This window comes from Microbacterium sp. CCNWLW41 (assembly GCF_037083505.1).
In genome coordinates, this window is sequence record NZ_JBAOJP010000007.1 from 334,827 (window position 1) to 358,777 (window position 23,951).

The 23,951-nt window shown below is 71.8% G+C and carries 25 protein-coding genes, 1 tRNA gene and 1 other RNA gene; 15 read left to right on the forward strand and 12 right to left on the reverse strand.

Annotation, left to right across the window (positions count from 1 at the left end; all coding sequences use genetic code 11):
• Positions 1–151: 151 nt before the first annotated feature.
• Genes V6R91_RS24245 through V6R91_RS24255 form a run of 3 tightly spaced genes read left to right on the forward strand, consistent with a single transcriptional unit; the run spans position 152 to position 3,344 of the window.
• Positions 152–1,231, forward strand: coding sequence for a Bug family tripartite tricarboxylate transporter substrate binding protein (locus V6R91_RS24245; protein ID WP_336397405.1), 1,080 nt, complete (start codon positions 152–154; stop codon positions 1,229–1,231).
• Positions 1,228–1,806 carry a tripartite tricarboxylate transporter TctB family protein gene (locus tag V6R91_RS24250; protein ID WP_336397406.1) on the forward strand — a complete coding sequence of 193 codons (579 nt, stop codon included), beginning with the start codon at positions 1,228–1,230 and terminating at the stop codon, positions 1,804–1,806. Before V6R91_RS24245 ends, V6R91_RS24250 begins: the two co-directional genes overlap by 4 nt.
• Entirely contained in the window at positions 1,806–3,344 is a 1,539-nt protein-coding gene (locus V6R91_RS24255; protein WP_231821112.1) for a tripartite tricarboxylate transporter permease, read from the forward strand. The genes V6R91_RS24250 and V6R91_RS24255 overlap by 1 nt, the downstream gene beginning before the upstream one ends.
• Before the next feature lie 51 nt (positions 3,345–3,395).
• Here V6R91_RS24255 and V6R91_RS24260 read toward each other — a convergent pair whose 3' ends face one another.
• Together V6R91_RS24260 and V6R91_RS24265 are read right to left on the reverse strand one after the other, a co-directional pair.
• Positions 3,396–4,055 carry a response regulator gene (locus V6R91_RS24260; protein WP_336397407.1) on the reverse strand — a complete coding sequence of 220 codons (660 nt, stop codon included), beginning with the start codon at positions 4,053–4,055 and terminating at the stop codon, positions 3,396–3,398.
• On the reverse strand, positions 4,052–5,638 hold the full coding sequence (locus tag V6R91_RS24265) for a sensor histidine kinase (protein WP_336397408.1): 1,587 nt from the start codon (positions 5,636–5,638) through the stop codon (positions 4,052–4,054). The genes V6R91_RS24260 and V6R91_RS24265 overlap by 4 nt, the downstream gene beginning before the upstream one ends.
• A gap of 164 nt (positions 5,639–5,802) precedes the next feature.
• Here V6R91_RS24265 and V6R91_RS24270 point away from each other — a divergent pair, with 164 nt between their 5' ends.
• A complete protein-coding gene (locus V6R91_RS24270; RefSeq protein WP_271061352.1) occupies positions 5,803–6,807 on the forward strand; it encodes a tripartite tricarboxylate transporter substrate-binding protein in 1,005 nt (334 codons plus the stop codon).
• Here the strand turns inward: V6R91_RS24270 and V6R91_RS24275 are convergent.
• A complete protein-coding gene (locus V6R91_RS24275; RefSeq protein ID WP_336397409.1) occupies positions 6,800–8,089 on the reverse strand; it encodes an MFS transporter in 1,290 nt (429 codons plus the stop codon). The genes V6R91_RS24270 and V6R91_RS24275 overlap by 8 nt on opposite strands.
• A 245-nt stretch (positions 8,090–8,334) precedes the next feature.
• Between V6R91_RS24275 and V6R91_RS24280 the strand changes: the two genes are divergently transcribed.
• The gene (locus tag V6R91_RS24280) at positions 8,335–9,534 is read left to right on the forward strand and encodes an aminotransferase-like domain-containing protein (protein WP_336397410.1); all 1,200 of its coding nucleotides are present in this window, start codon (positions 8,335–8,337) and stop codon (positions 9,532–9,534) included.
• A gap of 9 nt (positions 9,535–9,543) precedes the next feature.
• Positions 9,544–9,828, forward strand: a complete 285-nt coding sequence (locus tag V6R91_RS24285; protein WP_067243547.1) for a hypothetical protein — start codon at positions 9,544–9,546, stop codon at positions 9,826–9,828.
• Between the two features lie 12 nt (positions 9,829–9,840).
• Here the strand turns inward: V6R91_RS24285 and V6R91_RS24290 are convergent, their stop codons facing one another.
• The 3 genes from V6R91_RS24290 to V6R91_RS24300 are packed head-to-tail and all read right to left on the reverse strand — an operon-like array spanning position 9,841 to position 12,480.
• Complete coding sequence (locus V6R91_RS24290; protein ID WP_336397411.1) at positions 9,841–11,049, reverse strand: acetyl-CoA C-acetyltransferase; 1,209 nt, start codon at positions 11,047–11,049, stop codon at positions 9,841–9,843.
• Positions 11,046–11,696, reverse strand: a complete 651-nt coding sequence (locus V6R91_RS24295) for a CoA transferase subunit B (protein WP_336397412.1) — start codon at positions 11,694–11,696, stop codon at positions 11,046–11,048. The genes V6R91_RS24290 and V6R91_RS24295 overlap by 4 nt, the downstream gene beginning before the upstream one ends.
• Position 11,697: 1 nt before the next feature.
• Positions 11,698–12,480: a CoA transferase subunit A gene (locus V6R91_RS24300; RefSeq protein ID WP_336397413.1), complete on the reverse strand. Its 783-nt coding sequence runs from the start codon at positions 12,478–12,480 to the stop codon at positions 11,698–11,700.
• A 102-nt stretch (positions 12,481–12,582) separates the two neighbouring features.
• On the opposite strand from V6R91_RS24300, the gene V6R91_RS24305 reads away from it, so the two are divergent.
• The 4 genes from V6R91_RS24305 to V6R91_RS24320 are packed head-to-tail and all read left to right on the forward strand — an operon-like array spanning position 12,583 to position 15,424.
• Positions 12,583–13,377, forward strand: a complete 795-nt coding sequence (locus V6R91_RS24305; RefSeq protein ID WP_067243557.1) for an IclR family transcriptional regulator — start codon at positions 12,583–12,585, stop codon at positions 13,375–13,377.
• A 58-nt stretch (positions 13,378–13,435) separates the two neighbouring features.
• Entirely contained in the window at positions 13,436–13,867 is a 432-nt protein-coding gene (locus V6R91_RS24310) for a MarR family winged helix-turn-helix transcriptional regulator (protein ID WP_336397414.1), read from the forward strand.
• Positions 13,864–15,099, forward strand: a complete 1,236-nt coding sequence (locus tag V6R91_RS24315) for an MFS transporter (RefSeq protein ID WP_067243551.1) — start codon at positions 13,864–13,866, stop codon at positions 15,097–15,099. Before V6R91_RS24310 ends, V6R91_RS24315 begins: the two co-directional genes overlap by 4 nt.
• Positions 15,100–15,148: 49 nt before the next feature.
• The gene (locus V6R91_RS24320; RefSeq protein WP_067243552.1) at positions 15,149–15,424 is read left to right on the forward strand and encodes a hypothetical protein; all 276 of its coding nucleotides are present in this window, start codon (positions 15,149–15,151) and stop codon (positions 15,422–15,424) included.
• A gap of 12 nt (positions 15,425–15,436) precedes the next feature.
• Here V6R91_RS24320 and V6R91_RS24325 read toward each other — a convergent pair whose 3' ends face one another.
• Both V6R91_RS24325 and V6R91_RS24330 read right to left on the reverse strand, forming a co-directional pair.
• On the reverse strand, positions 15,437–15,904 hold the full coding sequence (locus tag V6R91_RS24325) for a hypothetical protein (protein WP_336397415.1): 468 nt from the start codon (positions 15,902–15,904) through the stop codon (positions 15,437–15,439).
• Positions 15,905–15,983: 79 nt separating this feature from the next.
• Positions 15,984–16,652, reverse strand: coding sequence for an SIMPL domain-containing protein (locus tag V6R91_RS24330; protein WP_336397416.1), 669 nt, complete (start codon positions 16,650–16,652; stop codon positions 15,984–15,986).
• 79 nt (positions 16,653–16,731) lie between these two features.
• On the opposite strand from V6R91_RS24330, the gene V6R91_RS24335 reads away from it, so the two are divergent.
• Positions 16,732–18,450, forward strand: coding sequence for a carboxypeptidase regulatory-like domain-containing protein (locus V6R91_RS24335; protein WP_336397417.1), 1,719 nt, complete (start codon positions 16,732–16,734; stop codon positions 18,448–18,450).
• 127 nt (positions 18,451–18,577) lie between these two features.
• Positions 18,578–18,947: a transfer-messenger RNA gene (gene ssrA / locus V6R91_RS24340) on the forward strand.
• Positions 18,948–19,058: 111 nt separating this feature from the next.
• On the opposite strand, the gene V6R91_RS24345 is transcribed toward ssrA, so the two are convergent.
• Genes V6R91_RS24345 through V6R91_RS24360 form a run of 4 tightly spaced genes read right to left on the reverse strand, consistent with a single transcriptional unit; the run spans position 19,059 to position 22,444 of the window.
• A complete protein-coding gene (locus tag V6R91_RS24345; protein WP_336397418.1) occupies positions 19,059–19,925 on the reverse strand; it encodes a protein phosphatase 2C domain-containing protein in 867 nt (288 codons plus the stop codon).
• Between the two features lie 23 nt (positions 19,926–19,948).
• Positions 19,949–21,004, reverse strand: coding sequence for a phosphogluconate dehydrogenase (NAD(+)-dependent, decarboxylating) (gene gnd / locus V6R91_RS24350; RefSeq protein ID WP_219085580.1), 1,056 nt, complete (start codon positions 21,002–21,004; stop codon positions 19,949–19,951).
• A gap of 49 nt (positions 21,005–21,053) precedes the next feature.
• Positions 21,054–21,623: a hypothetical protein gene (locus tag V6R91_RS24355; RefSeq protein WP_336397419.1), complete on the reverse strand. Its 570-nt coding sequence runs from the start codon at positions 21,621–21,623 to the stop codon at positions 21,054–21,056.
• Positions 21,620–22,444: an inositol monophosphatase family protein gene (locus V6R91_RS24360; protein ID WP_271063048.1), complete on the reverse strand. Its 825-nt coding sequence runs from the start codon at positions 22,442–22,444 to the stop codon at positions 21,620–21,622. Before V6R91_RS24360 ends, V6R91_RS24355 begins: the two co-directional genes overlap by 4 nt.
• 94 nt (positions 22,445–22,538) lie before the next feature.
• On the opposite strand from V6R91_RS24360, the gene V6R91_RS24365 reads away from it, so the two are divergent.
• The 3 genes from V6R91_RS24365 (at position 22,539) to V6R91_RS24375 (ending at position 23,861) form a co-directional block, all read left to right on the forward strand.
• Positions 22,539–22,614 (forward strand) — tRNA-Lys (locus V6R91_RS24365).
• A 103-nt stretch (positions 22,615–22,717) separates the two neighbouring features.
• Positions 22,718–23,089 (forward strand): hypothetical protein, encoded by a 372-nt coding sequence (locus V6R91_RS24370; protein WP_336397420.1) that lies wholly within the window; start codon positions 22,718–22,720, stop codon positions 23,087–23,089.
• Between the two features lie 16 nt (positions 23,090–23,105).
• Positions 23,106–23,861 carry a hypothetical protein gene (locus tag V6R91_RS24375; protein WP_336397421.1) on the forward strand — a complete coding sequence of 252 codons (756 nt, stop codon included), beginning with the start codon at positions 23,106–23,108 and terminating at the stop codon, positions 23,859–23,861.
• The last annotated feature ends 90 nt before the right edge of the window (positions 23,862–23,951 follow it).

Consider the following 23,951-nt stretch of genomic DNA (forward strand, 5'->3'; position numbering starts at 1 on the left):
CTCGGGGTCGGATTCCGCTTCCCAGGCTAGCGAGCGCCGGCCGTCCGGTTGACGCAACTTACGAAAGCTATGCGCGCCGCCGCCCTGCGACGCACCCTGGGTGAGCGGGTCATCGAGGATCCGCCTCGTTCATCCTCTGAAAGGACAGATGATGCACTCAGAGCCCCGCGCCGACGCGGGCCTGCAGAACGACCCGGCGGTGGCCGTGTACACCGGGGTCCTCCCCGCGGAGAGGCCTCCCCGCCGCTGGCCCCGGATCGTCGGGCGCGCCGCGTTCGCCGTGATCGCGGTGTCCTCCATCGTGGCGGCCACGGCCTTCTCCTTCACCTCCGGCAGCACCGGCGCAGACCCGCGCTCCTCGCTGACGCTCATCGCGCCGGCGGGCGTCGGCGGAGGGTGGGACGGCTTCGCCCGGGAGCAGCAGCAGGCCATGCGGATCGACGGCATCGCGAACAACGTGCAGGTCGTGAACATCCCTGGCGCCGGCGGAACCATCGGCCTCAGCGCCTTCACGGGCATGGAGCCGACGGCCAACACGCTGCTGGCCACCGGCGCTGCCATGCTCGGCGGGATCGTGCTGAACCGCTCCTCGGTCGATCTCTCCGACGTCCGCCCGATCGCCCGCATCGCCGAGGACTACTCGGTGTTCGTCGTGCGCGCGGATGCGCCGTGGGACACGGTGGACGACTTCGCCGCGGCGTGGGACGCCGACCATCGCGGGATCCGCTTCACCGGCGGATCCGCCGGGTCGATCGACCACCTGCTCATCGCCCAGTTCGCCCAGGTGCAGGACATCCCGCCGGCGGAGATCACGTACATCCCGAAGTCCGGGGGCGGCGAGGCGATCCAGACCCTCATGTCGGACACCGCGGACGTCGCCGTCACGGGCTACAACGAGGTCGCCGACCAGGTCGAGGCCGGCCGGGTGAAGGTGCTGGCGATCTCCGCGCCGCAGCGCCTGCCCGGCGTCGACATCCCGACGTTCGAGGAGGAGGGATACGGCGTGAACCTCGTCAACTGGCGGGGCCTGCTGGCCCATCCCGGCATCTCGGACGAGCAGTTCGAGGCCGTGCGTCAGATCGTCCGGGAGACGGCCGAGTCCGACGCGTGGGCGGATGCGCTCGCCCGGAACAAATGGGTGGACTCGTACCTCGACGGCGAGGAGCTCGAGAGGTTCCTCGTCGAGGACCAGGAGCGCACCGCCGCACTCGTGAAGGAGCTGGGACTGTGACCGCTGTCGACACCGCTGCCGCCGCCACGGCCAGGACCTCGTGGTGGGCCGGGCGTGCGGGGCTCGTGATCCCCGCCATCCTCTTCGCCTTCTCGACCTATCTCACGGTCGGGATCCTCACGATGCAGGTCCCCGAGGGCGCCTCCGCGCCCGGGCCGGCCTTCTTCCCGACGCTCATCGCGATCGCTGGGTTCGTCGTCTCGGTCCTGCTCGCGTTCCGGTACATCCGCACTCCGGAGCCGGCCGAGCCCGCGACCTACAGCGAGTTCGACGAGGTGTCGGACTCCGCCCGCGCCGAGGCGGAGGCCGCGGCCCGGGTGAAGTACCGGTTCTTCTCCGACTGGGTGTGCGTGGCGTGGGCGGCCGGCGGGTTCCTCGCGTTCTCGCTGCTGCTCGTGCCCGCGGGATGGATCCTCGCCGGCGCGCTGCTGTTCTGGTGCGTGGCGCGGGCGATGGGCTCCCGCAAACCCCTGCTCGACGCGGTCATCGCGCTGATGATGTCGAGCCTCGTCTACCTGGCGTTCGGCGTCGCGCTGGGTCTGGACCTGCCGTCCGGCGTCCTGGGAGGTCTGTGATGGATGCGATCGGAATGCTGATGGAGGGGTTCGCGCACGCGTTCACCCCGATGAACCTGCTGTTCGTCGTCGTCGGCTGCCTCCTCGGCACCGCGGTCGGCGTGCTGCCCGGGCTGGGGTCGTCCATGGCCGTGGCGCTGCTGCTGCCGATGACGTTCGCGCTCGATCCGACGGCCGCGTTCATCATGTTCGCGGGGGTGTACTTCGGCGGGCTGTTCGGCGACTCCACGATGGCGATCCTGCTCAACACCCCGGGACAGGCGTCGTCGATCGCCTCCACGTTCGAGGGGCACAAGATGGCGCGCGCGGGCCGGGCCCCCCAGGCCCTGGCCACCGCGGCCATCGGCGCCTTCATCGGCGGCATGGTGTCCTGTGTCGTCGTGGTCTTCCTGGCCCCGGCTCTCGCCGCGCTGTCCAGCGCGTTCGGACCGGCCGAGTACTTCGCCCTCGCGCTGTTCGCCTTCATCGCCACCTCCTCGGTGGTCGCCGACTCCGTGCTCAAGGGCATCGCGGCGCTCATCCTGGGCCTGGGGCTCGCGACGATCGGGATCGACTCGGTCTCGGGGGCGGAGCGCTTCAGCTTCGGCGTCCCGCAGCTGTTCGACGGCGTCTCGCTCGTGACCGTGACGGTGGCGATCCTGGCGCTCGGCGAGGTGTTCCACATCGCCAGCCGGATCCGCCGCGACCCCACGTCGCGGATCCTGCGCAGCAAGGGACGACCGTTCCTCAGCCGAGCGGAGTTCCGGGAGGCGATGCCGGCCTGGCTGCGCGGGACCGGGATCGGGCTGCCATTCGGCGTGATCCCCGTCGGGGGTGCGGACGTGCCGACCTTCATCGCCTATTCGGCGGAGAAGGCGTTGGACAAGCGGCGCAAGGACCCGCAGTTCGGACGCGGTGCGATCCGCGGTCTCGCCGCCCCGGAGGCGGCGGGCAACGCGACCACCGGGACGGCGATGGGCGCGCTGCTCGCGCTCGGGCTGCCCGTGTCGGCCACGGCCGCGATCATGCTCGCCGCCTTCCGTCAGTACGGACTGCAGCCGGGACCGCTGCTGTTCGAACGCGCGCCCGAACTGGTGTGGGGGCTGCTCGCGAGCTTCTTCCTGGCCATGGTCGTGCTGCTCATCCTCAACCTGCCGTTCGCGCAGCTGTGGGCGAAGCTCCTGCTGATCCCGCGCCCGTACCTCTACGGGGGCATCGCGCTGATGTGCGGCCTGGGCGTGTTCGCGACGTCCTCGTCGTCCTTCGAGCTCCTGTTGCTGCTGGGCGTCGGCCTGCTCGGGTTCGCCATGCGCCGCTTCGGGGTCCCGCTGGCGCCGCTGCTGATCGGCATGGTGCTCGGCCCGCTCGCGGAGACCAGCATGCGTGACGCGCTGCTGAGCTCCGGCGGGGACTACGGGACGTTCGTCGCCGGTCCGATCCCGCTGGTGATCTACGCACTCCTGCTCGGGGCGCTCGCGATCTCGGTGGTGGGCCGGATCCGGACCCGGAAGACGGCCGCTCCCGTCGCCGCGCCCGAGAAGGAGACCGCCGACGCCTGAGCCGTGACCCGGACCCCGCGTTCCCGTTCGCCGGAACGCGGGGTCCTCGCGTCACGGGAGCAGGTAGCGCCGCTCCGGGCGCCCCGCTCCGTAGCGCAGCCGCACCTGGACCTCGCCGCGCTCGTGCAGGTGCTCCAGATAGCGCCGGGCGCTCACCCGCGAGATCCCGATCCGGTCGGCCGCCTCCTGCGCGGACAGGTCCTCCTCCGCGGCGGCGAGCACCTCGCGCACGGCCCTCAGCGTCTCCTCGGCCAGTCCTCGTCCGGACCGGCCGGCGGCGGGGCCCGCGCCGAACACGCGGTCGACGGCGGCCTGGTCGGCCAGCCCCTCCCCCGGCGCGTCGTGCAGGTGGACCCGGTAGCGGGCCAGACGGTCGCTGAGCTCCTGACGCTCGAACGGCTTGACGAGATAGCCCGCGACGCCGCCGCGCAGCGCCTGCGCGACCGTGCGCTGCTCGCGCGCCGCGGTGATGACGATGGCGTCGAGCTCGGGACGGATCTGCCGCAGCCTCGGCAGGAGGGCCAGGCCGTGCCCGTCGGGCAGGTGCAGATCGAGGAGGACGAGATCCGGGGCGCGTTTGGCGACGGCGTCGAGCGTCGCACTGACGGTGTGCGCGATGCCGCACACGCGGAAGCCGGGCTCGTCGGCGACGAAGCCGGCGTGCAGGCCGGCGACGGTCGGGTCGTCGTCGACCACGAGGACGTCGATCACGGGTTCTTCTCTCCTTCGGCACGGTCTCCGGCGCGGCGAAGGAGCGTGGCGGTGAACACCGCGCCGTCCGTGTCCGCGCCCGTCACGTCTCCCCCGTTGCGGCGACAGACGTGCCGGACGAGGGCGAGGCCGTATCCCCGCCCTCCGGGGTCCGCGGCCTCCTTGGTGCTGACGCCGCGCGCGATCAGCAGCTCCGGATCCACGCCGGCGAAGCCCGGACCGGAGTCCTGCACGGTGACGGTGATCACCCCGTCCTCGTCGCGGACGTCGACGTCGACCTCTGCCGCCTCCTGCCCGGAGACGGCGTCGAACGCGTTGTCGATGAGGTTGCCGACCACCGTGATCAGGTCGTTCGACAGCGCAGGGGCGACGGCGCCGAGCTGTGCGTCCTCGTCCAGCAGCAGGCTCACCCGTCGCTCCGCCGCGACCGAGGACTTGGCGATGAGCAGCGCGGCGAGGGGCGGGTCCGCGATCTGCTCGGTCACGGCGTCCACCATGGCCGAGCGGGTGAGGGCGATGCCGGAGATGTAGCGGAGAGCCTGCTCCGCCTCCCCCGTCTGCAGCAGCCCCGAGACGGTGTGCATCTGGTTGGCGAACTCGTGCGTCTGGGCACGGAGCAGGTCGGTCGTCGTCCGGCTCGCCCCGAGCGCCTCCTCCAGCGCCAGCAGCTCGGTGCGGTCGCGGAGCGTCGTCACCGTGCCCACGGCCCGATCACGGGCACGGATCGGGCGGCGGTTGACCACGAGGAGGCGATCGGCCACGACGAGGGGCGCGTCCGATCCGGGTTCGTCGGCGTTCGGTGCGAGGGCGAGCCGGACGGCGGGATCGGTGTCGATCTGGTCGAGCCGCTGCCCCTCCCTGACGCTCTGCCAGCCGAGGAGCTCTCGCGCCGCCTCGTTGAGCACCGAGACGCGGCCGTCCGCGTCCACGGCCACCACACCCTCCTTCACCCCGCGGATCAGCGCCTCGCGGTGCTCGACGAGCTCGGCGATCTCCCCCGGCTCCATGCCGAGCGTCTGCCGCTTCAGCCGGCGCGACAGGAGGTAGGAGCCGCCGACGCCGATGGCCCCGAACACGGCGAGCGTGACGAGGAGGTCCGGGACCGCCGCACGGATCCGCTCGGGCCACTCCGGGTAGTCCTGGACCGCGACGGCCACGCCGATGAGGGCTCCCGTCTCGTCGAGGACCGGGGCCCGGGACAACAGCACCGGGTGCGCCTCGAGCGAGGCGGTGCCGGTCCACGACCGGTCCGGTTCCGCCCCCGCCATCTCGGGCGGTGCCGGTTTGCCGCTGCGGGTCGGGTCTGTCGAGGCGACCACGCGCCCCTCCGCGTCGACGATCGCGGTCTCCGACAGCCCCGCGACGCCGCGGGCCGATTCGGCGGCGACGAGCAGCGCCTCGGGAGGGGCGCCCCCGGCGTCGGCCTCGGGCAGCAGCGCCCGCAGCAGCGGCGAGGCGGCGAGCGACTCGGCGGTGGAGAGGGTTCGACGGCTCTCCTGCTCCTCGAAGGTCCGCAGCGACTGGCCGAGGGACAGGTAGAGGACGCCGGAGAGGGCACCCGCCAGCACCACGAGCTGCAGCACGAGCAGCTGCGCGGCGAGGCTGAGGCGGACGGGCCCGCGGGGTTCGGCCAGGAGTCCCTCCCGATAAGGTGTGCCCAGGCGGGACGTGGGTGCGGTTGTGCTCCACCCTAGATCGACCGGGCGTCGAGCGGGGCGCATCCCGCCGCGAGCAGGAGGAGGCGACGATGCGACGACCCGCGTCCTCCGCCCTCCCCGCCGCGTCGTTGTCCCGGCGCACGCTGCTGCGCGGCGCGGTCGCGGGGGCGACGGCGGCGGCCCTCGCCGGGTGCGCTCCGCTCGGACCCCAGGAGATCGACTCCCCCGCACGACGGATCCTCGTTCCCGCCGCCGTCGGGGGCGGCTACGACCTCACCGCGCGCACGGCCGCGAAGATCCTGCTCACGGAGGGCATCGTCGCCCCGTTGCCCGACGTGTTCAACGTCCCCGGCGGAGGCGGCGTCCCGGGCCTCGTCCGGACGATCGCCGCCGCGGGCGAGGAGCATCTGGCGCTCGCGATGGGGCTCGGGATCGTCGGAGCGGCGTGGGCCTCGGGGATGACGGACGAGCTCGCCGCGCTCACCCCGCTGGCCCAGGTCGCCACCGAGCCGGGGGTCGTCCTCGTGCCCCCGGACTCGCCCTTCCGCACGCTCGACGCAGCCTTGGCGGCCTGGCGCGCCGACCCGGCGGCGCTGCGGGTCAGCACCGGATCCTCCCCCGGGGGCCCCGATCACCTCCTCGTGGTGCAGGTCGCCAGGGCCGCCGGCGTGGCCCCCTCCGCGATCCGCCTCTCCGCCGCCAGCGGTGGCGGAGAGCTGCTCTCCCGCCTGCTGACGGGCGAGGCGGACCTGGCGTTCGGCGGAGCCGGAGAGCTGCGCAGACAGCTCTCCGCGGGAGTCGTGCGAGCGGTGGCCGTCTCCTCCGCCGAGCGCGTCGCCGGACTCGACGTCCCCACCTTGACGGAGTCGGGCATCGACGTGGTGTTCCGCAACTGGCGGGGCTTCGTCGCACCGCCCGGGATCGGGGCCGCGGCGCGCGAGCGGTGGATCGACGACCTCTCCCGCATGCGGCGCGCCCGCGCCTGGCGGGACGCGCTCGTCGAGAACGGATGGGACGACGCGTTCGTGACCGGCGCGGCGTTCGGGGAGCGGATCCGGCAGCAGCTCGGCGTCGTCGCCGCGACCCTCAGCTGAGCGCCGCGGCCCCGTCTCGGGCCGACCGGCGCGGGCCCCGCGCGCCGCGGTTCACCAGCGCGTTGGCGATCCCGGCGGCGACGACGACCGCCGCGGCCGCGATCGGCAGCAGCAGGGCGGTCGCGATGCCGATCTCCTGCGCGACGTTCCCGGTGACGGCCGCGCCGACCGCCTGCCCGACGATCACCGCCGACCCCAGCATCGTCATCACCGTCGCCGACCGCCCCGCGGGGCTCAGCGCGGCGCCGAAGCTGTACTGGGTCACGAGCGTGGGCCCGATCCCGATTCCCATGACGGCCAGTGCCAGGACCATTCCGGCCACGTCGGACACGGTGAGCAGGATGAGCGCTCCGCCCAGCAGGATCCCGGCGAAGACGAGCCAGCGAGCCCGCAGGGAGAACCGGGCGGGAAGGAGGACGACGCCGAGGGCCAGCACCGCCGAGCCGATGCCCATCACCCCATAGAGCAGGCCCGCGGCCTCGGGATCTCCCCGTTCGGTCATGAACGCCGTCAGAGAGGTCAGCATCGTGCCGAAGAACAGCCCGACGCCGAAGATGCCGAGGACCACGACGAGCAGACGGGGCCGGAACAGCTCCCGTGCGGAGGACGGCGCCCGCCCGTCCTCGGTCCGCTCCCGCGAGACGTGCGCGGCCGAGGGGTGCAGGGCGAAGGCCCCGACCGAGAGCACCGTGAGCGCGGCGCCGATGACCAACGGTGCCCAGGGCGCGATGAAGGAGGCCAGCAGCCCCACGAGGAACGGCCCGATGATGAACACCGTCTCGTCCGCCGCCGACTCGTACGCCATGGTGGACGACACCGATCGCGCTCGGCGCTCCTCGGGTACGCGCTCGCCGATGAGGGTGACCAGACGCGAACGCGACAGCGGCGCCACCTGCGGAGCCGTCGCACCGATGGCGAAGGCGCTGGCGAGAAGAAGGGCCTCGGGGACGCCGAGATACACGGCGGACACGAACAGCCCCAGCGCCGTCGGATTCGCCACCGCGAGGACGAGCAGCACCCGCCGCTGCCCGAACCGGTCGGCCGCTGCACCCAGCAACGGGCCGAAGCAGGCGGTCCCGATCCCGACCGCCGCCGAGGTCAGTCCGCCCAGGGACAGCGAACCGCGTCCCGCCACGGCGAGGGTGAGGACGCCGACGACCATCATGGCGAAGGGCATCCTGGCCAGGAAGGCGATGACGAAATACGGCAGGCCCGCGAGCCCGAAGACGCTCGGGGGTCGGGAGTCCGCGGCGAGCGAGGGAGAGTCTGTCTGCGTGATCATGGCGTCCGTCCGGGTGCAGGGCGGACGGCGAGGACACGTCCACGACGTGGCCCTGACCGATTCGGCCCTGGATCGAGGTGGCAGAGTGCCGCCGCATCCGTCGGGAAGCCGACGGCCGGTGGATGCACAGCTGGGTCGCGAGGGACGCGACCCGACCATTCTAGCGTTCCCGACACACGCGCTCCCGGGCGGTGTGCGGTGCCCTAGGGTGAGGGGATCATTCTCCCCGTGACGAAGGCCGGACGATGACGAGTGCCCCTCCCTCCCCCTCCACAGCATCCCTGCCCCCGCGCTCGACGCGCGTCGGGGGCGCGAAGACCTCCCCCGTCCGCGACCTCCTCGCGCTGACCGCGCGCCCCGAGGTCATCTCGTTCGCCGGCGGCCTGCCCGCCCCCGAGCTGTTCGACCTCGACGGGATCCGCGCCGCGTACGACGAGGTGCTGCGCACACCCGACGTGCTGCAGTACTCCCTGTCGGAGGGGGATCCGCGACTGCGGGAGCTGGTCGCCGAGGGATACCGGGCGGACGGGCTGGAGACGAGTCCCGCGGACCTCCTCGTGACGACCGGGTCGCAGCAGGCCCTGGGGCTGCTCTCCACCGCCCTGCTGGACCCCGGCGACGCCGTCCTCGTCGAGGAGCCCTGCTATCTCGCGGCCCTGCAGACTTTCTCGCTCGCCGGGGCCCGGATCGTCAGCGTCCCCTACGCCGGCGAGGAGCTGGACCTGGAGGCCCTGGACCGGCTCGCCGCCGCCCACGCGCCGCGGTTCTTCTACACCGTTCCCACGTTCCAGAACCCGACCGGCCGCACGCACGACGAGAGCGCCCGCGCCCGGATCGCCGAGATCGCCCAGCGCCACGGGTTCCGCATCGTCGAGGACGAGCCGTACCGACAGCTCCGCTACTCCGGCTCTCCCCTGCCGTCCCTGGCGGCGTACGCCCCCGAGCACGTCATCAGCCTCGGGAGCTTCTCGAAGGTGATCGCCCCGGGGCTGCGCATCGGCTGGCTGCGTGCGACTGCCGACGTGCGACCGTCCGTGACGATCGCGAAACAGGCCGCGGACCTGCACACCTCCACCATCGACCAGGCGGCGGCTGCGCACTACCTCGATTCCGGGCGCGCCGCCCCGGCCCTCGAGCGGATCCGCGCCGCCTACGCCGAACGCCGGGACGCGATGCGCGCGGCGCTGCCCGAGGCGCTTCCGCCCGGGAGCACCGCGAACAGTCCGGACGGCGGCATGTTCCTCTGGGTCCGGCTGCCGGAGGGCCGCGATGCGACCGCCGCCCTGCGGACCGCGCTCTCCCACGACGTCGCGTTCGTCCCCGGCGCTCCCTTCTTCGCCGGCCCGCCGGACGAGCGTGCGCTGCGGCTGTCGTTCACGACCTACTCCCCGGAGAAGATCCGCGAGGGCGTCCGCCGCCTCGGCAAGGCGCTCGCCGACGGGTAGCGTGGAGGGATGCGAAACTACCTCTTCGGCAGCGGACTGTTCGCGGCGGTGACGAGCGGCATCGCCCTGCTGCGGGGCTCCCGGGACACGCCGGTCACCTGGCGGGCCTTGCTCGCATGGCTCGCCTGGGGGATCTCGCTGGCGCTCGCCATCGGCGCCGTCGTCGACATGCGCCGCGACGCGCGCGGGATCCCGGTGCCCGACGACTCCCCGGTCGCCGCCACCCAGCGCAAGCGTGCGGAGAAGGCGGAGAAGATCGCCGCCAAGCAGGAGAAGAAGGCCGCCAAGCGCTGATCCCTTGGCGGGTCAGCGGGTGAGGATCAACGCCTCGCCCTGGCCGCCGCCTCCGCACAGCGCCGCCACGGCGGTCCCGGAGCCCCGGCGTGCGAGTTCGTGCGCCAGGTGGACCGCGAGTCGCGCGCCGCTCGCCCCGATCGGGTGCCCGATCGCGATGCCGCCGCCGTGGACGTTGACGACGTCATCGGACAGGCCGAGCTCGCTCTGGGAGCGTGCGACCACCGCGCCGAACGCCTCGTTGATCTCGACGAGGTCCAGGTCCTCCACCGTGATGCCCTGCTTCTCCAGCGCCTTCTCGATCGCACGTGCGGGCTGCGCGTGCAACGAGTTGTCCGGGCCCGCCGTCTGCCCGCTCGCTCCGACCGTCGCCAGCACGGGCCATCCGCGCTCCGCGGCGTGGGCCCGGGTGGTCACGACGAGGGCCGACGCGCCGTCCGAGATCTGCGAGGAGTTGCCAGCGGTGATCGATCCCCCCTCGGCGAACGCCGGACGGAGGACGCCGAGGGTCTCCGTCGTGGTCTCCGGACGGATGCCCTCGTCACGGGTGAGCACGAGCGGGTCCCCCTTGCGCTGCGGGACGGTGACCGGGACGATCTCGGCGTCGAAGACCCCGGCCTCGGTCGCCGCGGCGGCGCGCTGGTGCGACCGTGCCGCCACGGCGTCTTGTGCCTCCCGCGTCACCTCGAAGCGGGCGTTGTGCCGTTCCGTCGACGATCCCATGCTCTCCCGGTCGTACGCGTCGGTCAGGCCGTCGTACGCCATGTGGTCCAGCACCTCCACGGAGCCGTACGCCCATCCGTCCCGCGACCCCATCAGCAGGTGCGGCGCCCGCGTCATGGACTCCATTCCCGCGGCGACGACGGTGGTCGCGTCTCCTGTGCGGATCATTCGCGCCGCATCGATCACGGCCGTGAGCCCGGAGAGGCACACCTTGTTGACGGAGTGCGACGGCACGTCCCAGCCGATGCCCGCCCCGATCGCGGCCTGGCGGGCGGCGTTCTGTCCCGATCCGGCGGCCAGCACCTGCCCGACGATGACCGCGTCGACGTCCTCCGGCGCCACCCCGCCCTGCGCGAGTGCACCGCGGATCGCGAACGCACCGAGCTCCGGGGCGGTGAACGGGGCGAGCTGTCCCTTCAGGCGTCCCTGCGGGGTCCGCGCGGCGGCGACGATGACGACGTCGTCCGGTCCTTCTGCCTGCGCTGCGGCGTCGTTCATGCGTTCTCCACTCCCTCGGCGATCACGAGCGGCGGCTCGGTCGCATCGATCACATCCTGCACCGAGACCCCGGGAGCCGTCTCCACGAGGACGAGACCGTCCTCGGTGACGTCGATCACCGCGAGGTCCGTGATGATCCGGTCGACGACGCCCTTGCCGGTCAGCGGCAGCGAGCACTCGTCGACGATCTTGGCCGAGCCGTCCTTGGCGACGTGCTCCATGAGCACGATCACCCGGCCGGCTCCGTGCACGAGGTCCATCGCGCCACCCGGCCCCTTCACCATCTTCCCTGGGATCATCCAGTTCGCCAGGTCTCCGCCCGCAGACACCTGCATCGCGCCAAGGATGGCCGCGTCGATCTTTCCCCCGCGGATCATGCCGAAGCTCATCGCCGAATCGAAGAAGGACGTCCCCGGCAGGGTCGTCACGGTCTCCTTCCCCGCGTTGATGAGATCGGGGTCCACCTCCTCCTCCGTCGGGTACGGGCCGACGCCCAGGATGCCGTTCTCCGACTGGAGGACCACCGTCACACCCTCCGGCACGTGGTTCGGCACGAGCGTCGGGAGCCCGATCCCGAGGTTCACGTAGGCGCCGTCCCGGAGCTCCCGAGCGGCGCGAGCGGCCATCTCGTCGCGGCTGAGCGCCATCTCAGGCTCCTTCCTTCGTCGTGTCGCGGACGGTGCGGCGCTCGATGCGCTTCTCGATGCCCGTCCCGACCTCGACGACGCGGTGCACGTAGATCCCGGGCAGGTGCACGGCATCGGGGTCCAGCTCCCCGGGCTCGACGAGCTCCTCCACCTGTGCGATGCAGATCCGCCCGGCCTGCGCGGCGAGCGGGTTGAAGTTCCGCGCCGCCTTGTTGAAGACGAGATTGCCGTGACGATCGCCGCGCAGCGCGTGGACGAGGGCGTAGTCGGTGACGATGGCCTCCTCGAGCACGTAGTCGTGCTCGATGCCGGCGGGGGCGAAGCGCCGCACCTCCTTGACGGGCGACGCGACGGCCACTCCCCCGGCGCCGTCGTACCTGCGGGGCAGCCCGCCCTCGGCGACCTGGGTGCCGACGCCGGTCTGCGTGTAGAACGCCGCGATCCCCGCTCCGCCCGCCCGGAGCTTCTCGGCGAGGGTGCCCTGCGGGGTCAGCTCCAGCTCCAGCTCGCCGGAGAGGAACTTCCGCTCGAACTCCTTGTTCTCGCCGACGTAGGACGAGGTCATCTTGCGGATGCGCCCGGCGCCGAGGAGGAGCCCCAGGCCCCAGTCGTCGACGCCGCAGTTGTTGCTGACGATGCTGAGGTCGCGGGTCCCGCGGGCGTGCAGCGCCTCGATGAGCGCCATGGGGTTCCCGGAGAGGCCGAAGCCGCCGACCGCCAGCGACGCACCGTCCGGGATGTCCGCGACGGCCTCCGCGGCGGAGGCCCAGGTCTTGTCGATCACGCCGCACTCCTTCGTCGGTATCCCTCCACCGTGCGCGTCGCGATGAGCACCCGACAAGCGGATGATTGCGATGTGGACCCGCGTGTCGATACCGTCCATATCGTGGAACGCAACGACGCATCCCGTCGCACGGTGCCCGGAACCCAGGCGGTCGCCCGCGCGGCGGGCCTGCTGCGCCTCGTCTCGGCCTCCGCGGAGGGGGCCTCCCTGCAGGAGCTCTCCCGCGCCGCCGGACTCAGCCGCCCGACCGCTCACCGGCTGCTCTCCGCCCTCCGCGCGGAGGGGCTCGTCGACCAGGATGCCGAGACGGCGCGCTGGATGCCCGGCCCGGAGCTCTATCTCATGGGAACGGTGGCCGCGGCGCGGTACGACGTGACCGAGCTCGCCCGCGACATCGTCCGGTCACTGGCGGTGAAGACGGAGGAGAGCGCCTTCCTCTCGGTGCGCCGCGCCGACGAGACGGTGTGCCTCCTGCGCGAGGAGGGGTCGTTCCCGATCCGCTCCTTCGTGCTCAGCGAGGGCGTGCGCTTCCCCCTCGGCGTCGCCAGTGCCGGGCTCGCGATCCTCGCCTTCCTCCCGGACCACGATGTGGATGCCTACCTGGATCGCCACCCGGAGCTGCCCGAGCGGTGGGGCCGCGCGCACGGCGCGGGTCCGCTGCGGGCCCGCCTGGCCGACACCAAGGCGCGCGGATACGCCGTCAATCCCGGCCTCATCGTCGAGGGCAGCTGGGGCATGGGCGCCGCGGTGTTCGACCGGGACGGCCGCGCCGAGTGGGCGCTGAGCCTCACCGGCGTGGAGTTCCGCTTCGGCCCGGATCGGCTCCCCTCCCTCGGACGCACCCTCCTCGCACACGCCCACCAGCTCTCGTCGCGCCTCGCCGCCGCCCGGCGTTGACCTCTCATGGGTTCGGACTCCGGCCCCATTTACATACCATTTGATATATACTTGCGGTATGAATCGCGCCGAGATCATCCCGTCGATCGTCTTCTCCGCGCACGCGCTCACCCGCATCGCGGCCCACGCGACCGGCAACGAGGCGCCCGCCGCGCAGTGGCGCGCGCTGAGCCTGCTGGACGCCCAGGGCCCCCTCCGCGTCGGTGAGCTCGCGCGGGCGAGCCGGACGACCCAACCCGGGATCACCCGCCTGATCGGGCAGCTCGAACAGGACGGTCTCGTGACGCGCTCCCCCGATCCGGAGGACTCGCGGGCGACGGTCGTGACGGTCACCGAGGCCGGACGGGACGCGGTCCGCTCCTGGCGCCGCCAGATCCAGGAGGCGCTCGAGCCACGGTTCTCCGATCTCGACGACGACGACTGGACGGTCCTCGCCCGCGCCGCCGCCCTCCTGCACAGTCGCACCGTCTCGGAAAGGACCCCCCGTTGAGCAGTTCCCCCTCCGCCGCACCGACCTCCATCTGGCGTCAGCCTGCCCAGGTCTGGGCCGTCGCCTTCGCCTGCGTGGTCGCCTTCATGGGCATCGGCCTCGTGGATCCGATCCTCCCCGCGATCGCCGACGCGCTGCAGGCCTCGCCGGTCCAGACCGAGCTGCTCTTCACCAGCTATCTGCTCGTGACCGGTCTCGCGATGCTCGTGACGAGCTGGATCTCCAGCCGGATCGGGGCCAAGTCCACGCTGCTCGTCGGGCTCGGCCTCATCGTGGTGTTCGCGCTGCTGTGCGCCGTCAGCGGGAGCGTCGACGCCGTCATCGGCTTCCGCGCCGGGTGGGGGTTGGGCAACGCGCTGTTCATCTCCACCGCGCTCGCCACGATCGTCGGCGCCGCCAGCGGCGGCAGCAGCGCCGCGATCGTCCTGTACGAGGCCGCCCTCGGCCTCGGGATCGCCGTGGGCCCGCTGCTGGGCGGACTGCTCGGCGAGCAGAGCTGGCGCGGGCCGTTCTTCGGCGTCGTCGCGCTCATGGCGATCGCCTTCATCGCGGTGCTCGTGCTCCTGCGGGGACCGGGCGAGAAGCGCGCCCCCGTCCCGTTCTCGGCGCCGTTCACGGCGCTGCGTCGCCCCGCCCTCGCCGTCCTCGCCGTGGCCGCCCTGTTCTACAACATCGGCTTCTTCGTGCTGCTCGCCTTCTCGCCGTTCCCGCTGGGCTTCGGGGCGATGGGCATCGGACTCACGTTCTTCGGATGGGGCGTCGCCCTGGCGATCACGAGCGTGTGGCTGGCACCGCTGCTCCTGCGCCGCATGCCGCTGACGAGGATCATCCTCGTCGTCCTCCCGCTGCTGGCGGTGGATCTGATCGCGGCGGGGCTGCTGGTCTCGTCCCCCGCCGCTCTGGTGGTCTGCATCGTCGTCGGCGGTCTGCTGCTGGGAGTCATGAACACCGTGCTCACCGAGGCGGTCATGGAGGCGACGGATCTCCCCCGCGCGGTCGCGTCGTCCGCCTACTCCGCCGTGCGGTTCCTCGGCGGCGCCGCGGCCCCTCCGCTGGCCGCGCTGCTGTGGCACGCGTTCTCCGCCACCGTGCCGTACCTCTTCGCGGCCCTCTCGGTGCTCGTCGCCGCCCTCGTCGTGCTCCTCGGGCGCCGAGCGTTGCGCCACATCGACCGCGGATCGCACGACGCCGCCGAGGACGCGGAGGCGATCCTCGTCGGCGACGCGGCCTGAGCCGCCCCACCGGCCCGGCACTGTCCGTGGAGACCTCTACCCTGGAAGCATGCTGATCGGTCTCATCCGCCCCGTCGAAACCCGTACCGCCACCGTGCAGGGCCACGAACTGGACGAGATCCAGGACCTGCTCGCCGCCCAGACCCCCGAGGGCTGGGAACTGGCGTCCGCTCCCGTCACCATGGCGAAGAAGGACACGGTCCTGACCGCTGAGGGGCTCATCGTGCGCCGTGACGGCCTTCAGGAGATCGAGGCGGAGGACCTGGCCGCGCTCGAGGCGAAGGTGCCCGCCGGTCACATGCTGATCTCCGTGCGCGAGGCCTGACGCGGCTCCCGGTCACTCGACCTCGAGGTCCTCGACCTCCAGATCGTCGTCGAGCTGACAGCGGATCGCCGAGCCTGGATACTGCTCCGGCGCGACGTAGAGCAGCGCCATCGCTCCGTCGTCGAACACCACCACGCCGTCGAGCGAGATGTCGGCGGCGAGTTCGGCCTCGCGATCCACGGAATCCTCGTCGTCGCCGTAAGCGGCGGCGGTCAGCTCGGCCACCACGTCGTGCTCGCGGGCGTCGAGGACCTCCTCCGTCAGCCGGGCGAGCGCGTGACGGACGGTCTCCTGCATCCGCGCGAGGTCCGGATCGGCCGGCTCGCGCTCGTCGTCGTCCGCCTCGTCGTCGTCGTCGACGTCCAGGTCCTCCTCGTCATCGACGGCGAACTCCACGGTCACGTGCCGGTCCCCGGGGAGCACGGCCGTCGCGGTCAGCGCGCCGTCCTCGTCGGCGTCCACGTCTTCGAGATCGATCATTTCGCCTCCTCGCGATGCCATGATCGCACCGCCGCCGCGCTCGCGGAAGTGCCCGCGTGGACGATTCGGACGAGACCGCTCAGCGTGCGAGGAAGCGGGCCTCCACGGTCGCCGCGACGACGATGTCCTCGGCCTGGAACTGCATCGCGGCATCGCCCGCCGGTGCCGCGAACGCCGCCGCGGCACGCAGCCCTCCGCGCTCCTGCACGACCGGCGTCGGGCGGGACGAGATCATGCCGGTATCGGCCACCTCGATCGGCTCCACGCGTTCGTAGCCCAGGGCCGTCGCGTACGCGGTCGCGCGGGACACGGCGACGCCGACTGCCTCGGCGGCCACCTCCTGCTCGACCCGTCGACGGGTCTCCGGAGTGAGCTTCCAGACCGTGGCCCCGATGGTCACGCCCTCTCCCACGGACACCTCCGTCACCCAGACGGACATCTCGGAGAGGTCGGAGAACGTGGCCGTGAACTCCACCGTCGCGTGATAGACCGGGGCGAGGCGCTTGCCTTCGCTGTTCCACGGGCGCTCCGCACGGACCCCCATGCGCGTGCTGGACCACTCGGCGATCGCGCCGCTCTCCTCTCGGGCCGCGATCCCGTCGCGGACCGGAGCCGCGAGCGCCAGGGCACGCTCGACGACGTCCTCCCGGTGCGGGCCCTCGATCGTCACGGAAAGGTGCACGGTGGCCTGCTCGGGGGCGATGCGGACCTCGTGCTCGCCGCGCACGGTAATGGTGAGTTCGCTCATGCGGCGACTCTACGTCAGACGCTGTCATGAGAGGAGCCGAGGATTCCCCGGGCCCGGTTCGCCGTGACAACATACCGGTATGCGACGAACGACAGCGATGACGGGAATCGGCCTTCTCGTCGCGACGGCAGCCGTGGGCACCGCCCTCTCCGCCTCCGCCGCGACCACCACGTCCTGGGCGTCCTGGGACCCGCTGGAGGGCGGGCCCGGCGCGTACACGGGCGCCGTGACGATCGCCGACCAGCCCCCGCTGCGGGCGACGCTCGACTCGAACTCGCGCGGCGGCGTGGGCGTGTTCTCCGGCGGCAGCACGTGGCTCTCCGCGGACACGCCGGTCGGCCAGAAGTACGGCAGCAGCCGAGACCAGCCGTATCTCAACCTCCGCCCCCAGGCGGACGGTCCGACCACCCCTTCGGTCACCACCTATACGTTCGACACCCCGGCTCCCGGCGCCGGATGGGCCTTCGTGCTCGGCGACATCGATGCGGACCAGGTGCAGATCTCGGCCGAGGGACCCGACGGCCAGGCGCTGACCTCGGACGAGCTCGGATACCGCGATTCGTTCAACTACTGCGACCCGGCGCTGTCCGGGAAGCCGTCCTGCACGGGCGACCCCGCAGACGTCCCCGCATGGGACCCGACGACCGCGACCCTGACCGGCAACGCGGACGCGATCGACACGGCCGGAGCCGCGGCCTGGTTCGAGCCGAATGCGCCGATCTCCTCTCTCACCTTCACGTTCACCCAGCGGTCCGGCTTCCCCGTGTACCAGACGTGGTTCGCGGCGTTGAGCCGGGACATCGCCGGCACCGTGTCCGACGCCGACAGCGGCGAGCCGGTCGCCGACGTGACGATCCGTCTGCTCGGCCCGGACGGGGCCGTCATCGGGGAGACCACGACCGGCCAGGACGGCACCTACCTCTTCCCGGAGAACCTCGCCTCCGACGGGTACACGGTCGAGATCGTCCCGCCGCCCGGTCGCGTGGCCGACGTCCCCCGGCGTGCCGTGGACCTCTCGGAGTCCGACGGCGTCGCCGACTTCACCCTGGGGGATCCCGCATCCGTGACGGTGCCGGTCTCGGGCACCGTGACCGACGAGGACGGCAACCCGGTGCCCGGCGCCGTCGTGACGCTCGACGACGGCACCACGGCGACGACCGGCGACGACGGCGCCTATGTCTTCCCGGAGGTCGGACCCGGGGAGCACCGCGTCACGATCACGCCGCCGGACGGCTACACCCCGATCCGCGTGCCCGAGCCCTTCACCGTGCCGGAGCAGGATGCGCGGCCGATTCAGGACGTCGACTTCGTCCTGCAGTCCCCCTCCTCGATCTCCGGCTCCGTCGTGATCGACGGCGACGGGGTCGCCGAGGTCGTCGTCGACGTCGAGGGGCCGGTCGACCCGGATCCGGTCGTGACGGACTCGGAGGGCCGCTTCGAGGTGCCGGGCCTGGTCCCCGGCGACTACCTCGTGACGATCGATCCGCCGGCCGGTTACGTGGTCCACGGTGAGCCCACCCGTGAGGTGACGATCATCGACGGCGACGTCACGGGGATCTCGTTCGACGTCGTCCCCGCGCCGGGACCGACGCCCACCCCGACGCCTTCGCCGACCCCCTCCCCGACGCCGGGACCGACGACCTCGCCGTCGCCGACCGTCTCGCCGACTCCCGCCCCGGCGCCCGGCGGCGCGCTGCCCGCCACCGGCGCGGACCCGGCGGCGCCCCTGGCGATCGGCGGGTTCCTGCTGCTCCTCGGCACCGTCGCGCTCGTCGCCGTCCGCCGCCGACGGGCCTGACCCGGACGCATCCGTCGCCCGCGGAATGGCGCGGGCGGCGGATGCGTTGTAGTCTGTGATGCTCGGGTGCTTCGGCGCCCCTGACAACTCCACAGCGCGACAGCGGCTCCTTCGCGAGAAGGACCACGGGGCTGATCGGTTTCGACAGCGCCTGTGAATCCACGAGAAGCGGGCCGAGGATGCAGGGTTATCTCGTGAACGCTCCCTGCAAAACAATAAGTGCCAATGCAAAGCGCACTGACTTCGCCCTCGCTGCGTAAGCGAGCCCGATAGTCCGTCAGACCGTATGTGATCCCGGTACGGATTCTGGCGTCATCTAGGGATCTTGCTGTGCGGTGGCGTCCGGACACCGCACGGGACTCTTCCCGGACTGGGCCTGTCGACTTAGGTGTCTGTGACAAAGGTCGGGGCCGAGCAGAACGTCTGCACAGACTGCGCCCGGAGAAGGCGTGGAGACTCAGCGTTGGACGGGGGTTCGATTCCCCCCAGCTCCACCAGCCGCTGTCGCTGTGGAAGGCCCCTCGGCCCCGTGCAGACGGGACCGAGGGGCTTCTTCATACCGGGCCATCGGCCTGGCGCTCCGTCGTCCGGTCCATGTCGTCTCGCTATCAATCGGGCGTCGCGCCGCCGCGCGGCGAGGAGAGGGACGCCGGGGGCTCGAAGGACGCGACCACGATCGTCAGGTCGTCGAAGGGCTTTCCGCGGAACGTGCCGCGTACGCGCAGACGCTCCTCCCCCGTGCGGATCTCGGCGGCGAGCTCTTCCAGCTCGCCCGACGCGGCGCGGGCCGCGAAGGAGGCGAGATCATGCGCCCCCACCAGTTGGAAGCCTCGCGTGCCGCCGTCGGACGCGGCGAGCACGGCCACCGCTCCCCCGTCGCCGATCCGGCGTCGACCGGTCAGAGCCTCCCCGGCCGCGGCCGGGTCGGTCTGGGCGCACCAGAAGCCGCCCTGCACGTTCCGGGTCTCCTCCAGGGCGCGGAACCGCGTCGACCAGACCTCCTCGGGCGTCGGCGGGCGGGGCCCCGCCGTCTGAGCCAGGATCTCGGCCGTGCGACGCGTCACGGCGTCCTCGATGCGTCGGTCCGTGACCTCCTCAACACCTCCGTCCGCATCCAGGACCACGATCGAGGCGTCGCACAGCACGAGGTGCTCCACGTCGTCGCCGTCGACGCGCCAGGCGGCGGCCGTGGCGCTCGGCGACCCTCCGATCAGCGAGCAGCCGTCGCCGTGCGAGGCGGTCACGATGCGGATCGCCTCGGCGAGCGCGTCCGTCATCGCGACCCGGCGGTCCTCCAGGAGCTCGCCGAAGGCCGCCGCGAGGCTGCGGGCGTACCAGGCGACGCTGTGCACGCAGCCCCGGCGGACCGAGGCGTCCAATCCCGCTCCGTCGACGACGACCCCGATGCCCGGGCGCAGGACGACCGCGTCCTCGTTCTCCCGATCCGGCCCCGCGGGCCACGACACCGCGAACATGCGCGGTGCCCCTCGTCGTGCGCTCACCCGGCGTCGGCGCTGCGTCCGCCCGCCTCCAGCACGTCGCCGGCCGGGCGCTCCTGATGTCCCCCGAACTGCAGCCGCATCGCAGAGAGCACCTGGTTCGCGAACTGGTCCTCGCCGCGCGACGCGAAGCGGCCGAACAGCGCCGCGGACAGGACCGGGGCGGGAACCCCCACGTCCACCGCCGCCTTCACGGTCCAGCGGCCCTCTCCGGAGTCCGAGACCCGCCCGGCCAGCCCGTCCAGCGTCGGATTCTCGTGCAACGCCGCGGCGGTCAGGTCCAGCAGCCAGGAGGAGATCACCGAGCCGCGACGCCACAGCTCCGTGACCTTCGCCGTGTCGATCGGGAACTGGTAGAACTCCGGCTGCTCCAGCGGGGCGACCTCCGCGGAATGCTCCGCCTCGCGGACGCCCGCGTCGGCGTTGTGCAGCAGGTTCAGCCCCTCGGCGAGCGCCGCCATGGCGCCGTACTCGATGCCGTTGTGCACCATCTTCACGAAGTGGCCCGCGCCGGACGGCCCGCAGTGCAGGTAGCCGAGCTCCTCCGGGGCCAGCTCGCCCTCGCGCCCAGGTGTGCGCTCCACGTCTCCGGCGCCGGGGGCGACCGTGCGGAGGATCGGCTCGATCAGCGTGACCGCCTCCTCCGGACCGCCGACCATGAGGCAGTAGCCCCGCTCCAGGCCGAACACCCCGCCGCTCGTGCCGATGTCCACGTAGTGCAGGCCGCGCGGGCGCAGCGCCTCGGCGCGGCGGACGTCGTCGTGATAGTTGGAGTTCCCGCCGTCGATGATGACGTCTCCCGGCTCCAGCACCGCCGCCACCTCGTCGACCACCTGGCCCGTGATCCCCGCCGGGATCATCACCCACACGACGCGGGGGCCGTCGAGCTGCGTCGCCAGGTCCGCGATGCTCTCGGCCCCGACCGCTCCCTCGGCGACGAGTTCGGCGACCGCCGCCGGGTTGACGTCGTACACCACGCATTCGTGCCCGTCGCGCAGCAGCCGCCGCACGATGTTCGCACCCATCCGGCCGAGTCCCACCATGGCCAGTCGCATCACGGTCCTCCTTGTCGTCGCTCCGTCCGGCGCCGCCCGCCGGACGGTCTCAGCGTGGTGCCTCGATCAGCACCAGTCCCTGCCGCGTGTCCGAGAACGTCACCCAGCCGTCGCCGAAGAGGTAGGTCGATCCGTAGCCGTCCGCGTCCTTCTCGAACGCGAAGTCCGGGTCGATGGTGATGTAGACACCGCGGTCGCTGTCCTCACGGATCCACCCCTGCTCGACGAGCTGCTGTTGAAGCGCCGTCGCGCGCTCGGCGTCGATTGGCGCCCATCCGTACATCTGCCCGCGGTCGGATGCGTGGGTGAAGTCCGCCCAGAGGCAGAGGAGGCCGTCGGGGACCACCTCCGGCCCGACCGAGAACTCGCGCTGTTCCGAGGTCCAGCCGAGCTTCTTCAGCGCATCGACGGTCGTGGCCGAGATCAGGGTGTCGCACGTGGGCGGTCCGGTCGGCTGATCGGACGGGGTCGCGGATCCGGCCGTGTCCTCGGACGGCGAGGAGGGCGCCCCGCTTCCCGTGCCCGCGCCCGAGGCGGAGGGGCTGCAGGCGCTCAGCATCGCCATCATCCCGACCGCGAGAACGGCCGGGAGGAGTCTGCGCGGCGCCCGCGCCGTCATGCGGTGTCCGCCGGTGCCGACGGAGGTCCGCCGAGCAGGCCCAGGAAAGCGTCGTGCAAGCGCCCGTTGGTGGCGAGCGCGGAGCGTCCGGACAGAGTCTTCCGCCCGTCGAACGCCGTCGCGCGGCCTCCCGCCTCCGCGACAATGGCGAAGGCGGCGGCGATGTCGTACTCCTTCACGTCGAACTCGGCCACCATGTCGATGCGCCCCTCGGCGAGCAGCATGTAGGAGAAGACGTCTCCGTAGGCGCGGTCCCGCCAGACGCGACGGCTCAGCGTCACCAGGTCGTCGAGATGGCCGGCCTCGTCCCACTGGGCGATGCTCTGGAAGCTCACGCTCGCCTCGTCGAGGGAGGAGACGTCCGAGACGTGGATCCGGCGAGGCTCGACCTCCGTGCCCGTCCACGCGCCGAGGCCCGCGCCGGCCCACCAACGCCGCCCGAGGGCGGGCATGCTCACCACGCCGACGAGCGGCTTGTGATCCACGGCGAGGGCGATCATCGTGCCCCACAGCGGAACGCCGCGCAGGAAGTTGGCGGTGCCGTCGATCGGATCGATGATCCACTGGCGGTGCGTTCCGCCCTCTGCTCCGTACTCCTCGCCGAAGATGCCGTCCTCGGGACGCTCGGCCTGGAGAATGGCACGGATCGCGCGCTCCGTCGCCAGATCAGCGTCGGTGACGTGGGAGTGGTCCGCCTTGAGCGACACCGTCAGATCGGCCGCGTCGAAGCGCGGGAGCGACTGGGCGTCGGCGGCGTCGGCGAGGCGGAGGGCGAGCTCGAGGTCACCCCGGAAGTCGGCGGCAGCGGGGGTTTCAGACACGTCCTCAGGATACCCGGCGGGTCGGACCCGGCTCGATTTCGCGTCCTACGGATCCCCTGCTAGTGTTGTTCCTCGGCCGGGGAACACCGGCCACGCACCTCTAGCTCAATCGGCAGAGCAACTGACTCTTAATCAGTGGGTTCTGGGTTCGAGTCCCAGGGGGTGCACCACACCAACGACGGAAGGCCTGCTCGGGCGTGAATCCGAGCAGGCCTTCCGTCGTTTGCGAGTGATAGTCGGAGGCCCCGGACATACGGCGACCATAGCGGGACAATGAAATCCGTCGCCAAGCTCGCCTCGCAGCTTGTCGAGGAGTTCTCGGCCCTTGCGAAGGTACGTCACCTCAGCCACGGGGGACGTCCACCCGCGTTCATCGTCGAACTGCGCGTTGAACTCGCGCGCCCATGCTTCGATCTCCGCGATGAGCTCAGCGCTGAGCCGGTCCAGCCCGAACTCGAGTCCGTGGAGGTCGTGTCGCAGAGAAAGCACCGCTCTACGCGGAAGCACGTACGACGTTCGTCCAGCCGCCCAGTGTTCACCGGGGTGCTGGCTACGGTGCTCGAGGCCGGTGTGCGAGCTCATGCGACTATCGCGGCGGGGGGGAGCCGCGCCGACGCTTTGATCGCGGGCACCGGCCACCCGTGACCAAGAAGGAGACGCAATGCGCATCAGCAAGATCATGGCGGGCACAGCACTTCTCGCCGCTCTGGCCCTCGCTGGCTGTTCCACGGCAGCACCGGCAACCGGACAGACCCCGAAGCCCTCGGCAACGACAGCTGCGAAACCTGCCGAAACGCAGAAGCCCGCGGAGACACAGAAGCCGGCGGAGACGGACAAGCCCGCGGATGATGGCCCAACGCCCGGAGACTGCCCCGTTCTCAGCGCCGGGGGCATCATCGAGGCGGAAGAGTTCATCGACTGCGCCAAGGAGGCCCGACGCGGGTCCGCGGGGTACGCGGCGAAGGCGACCGCGGGGACGGTGGTGAGCACAATGAAGGTGAATCCTTCTGACGGGGCATACTCGCTGGAGAACGAGCTCGGTTCCACGATCCGGATCGGTGACAGCTTCTGGGTAAAGCCGACCGGGGGTGACTGGGTCGTGGGAGATCCCACCTCGTCGGACGAGAAGGTCGCCGCGCTCAGCTCAGGAGCTCAAGCGATCGACCAGTTCGATCCCACCAATCGGTTCACCATCGCCAAGGGCACGCTCAACATCGTCGGGACTCAGGAGGTTCTCGGCCAGCAGGTCTTCGCGGTCACCGGTCGGCATGAGACGGCGGGGGTGATGGTCGATATCTCCATGCAGGTCACGGCGGACTACGCCGTCCTGGGAGTCACGGAGGCCACCCCTGACCTGACCGCGACGACCGAGGTCACGGAGTGGAACGCGAAGCAGGACATCCAACCGCCGATGTGAGCTGAGTCCCGACCGTGAACCGGTGGTCGCCTTCAGCGACCACCGGTTCCGCACGCGCGGTCACACGACCGCGGATGCGGGCCAAGGACG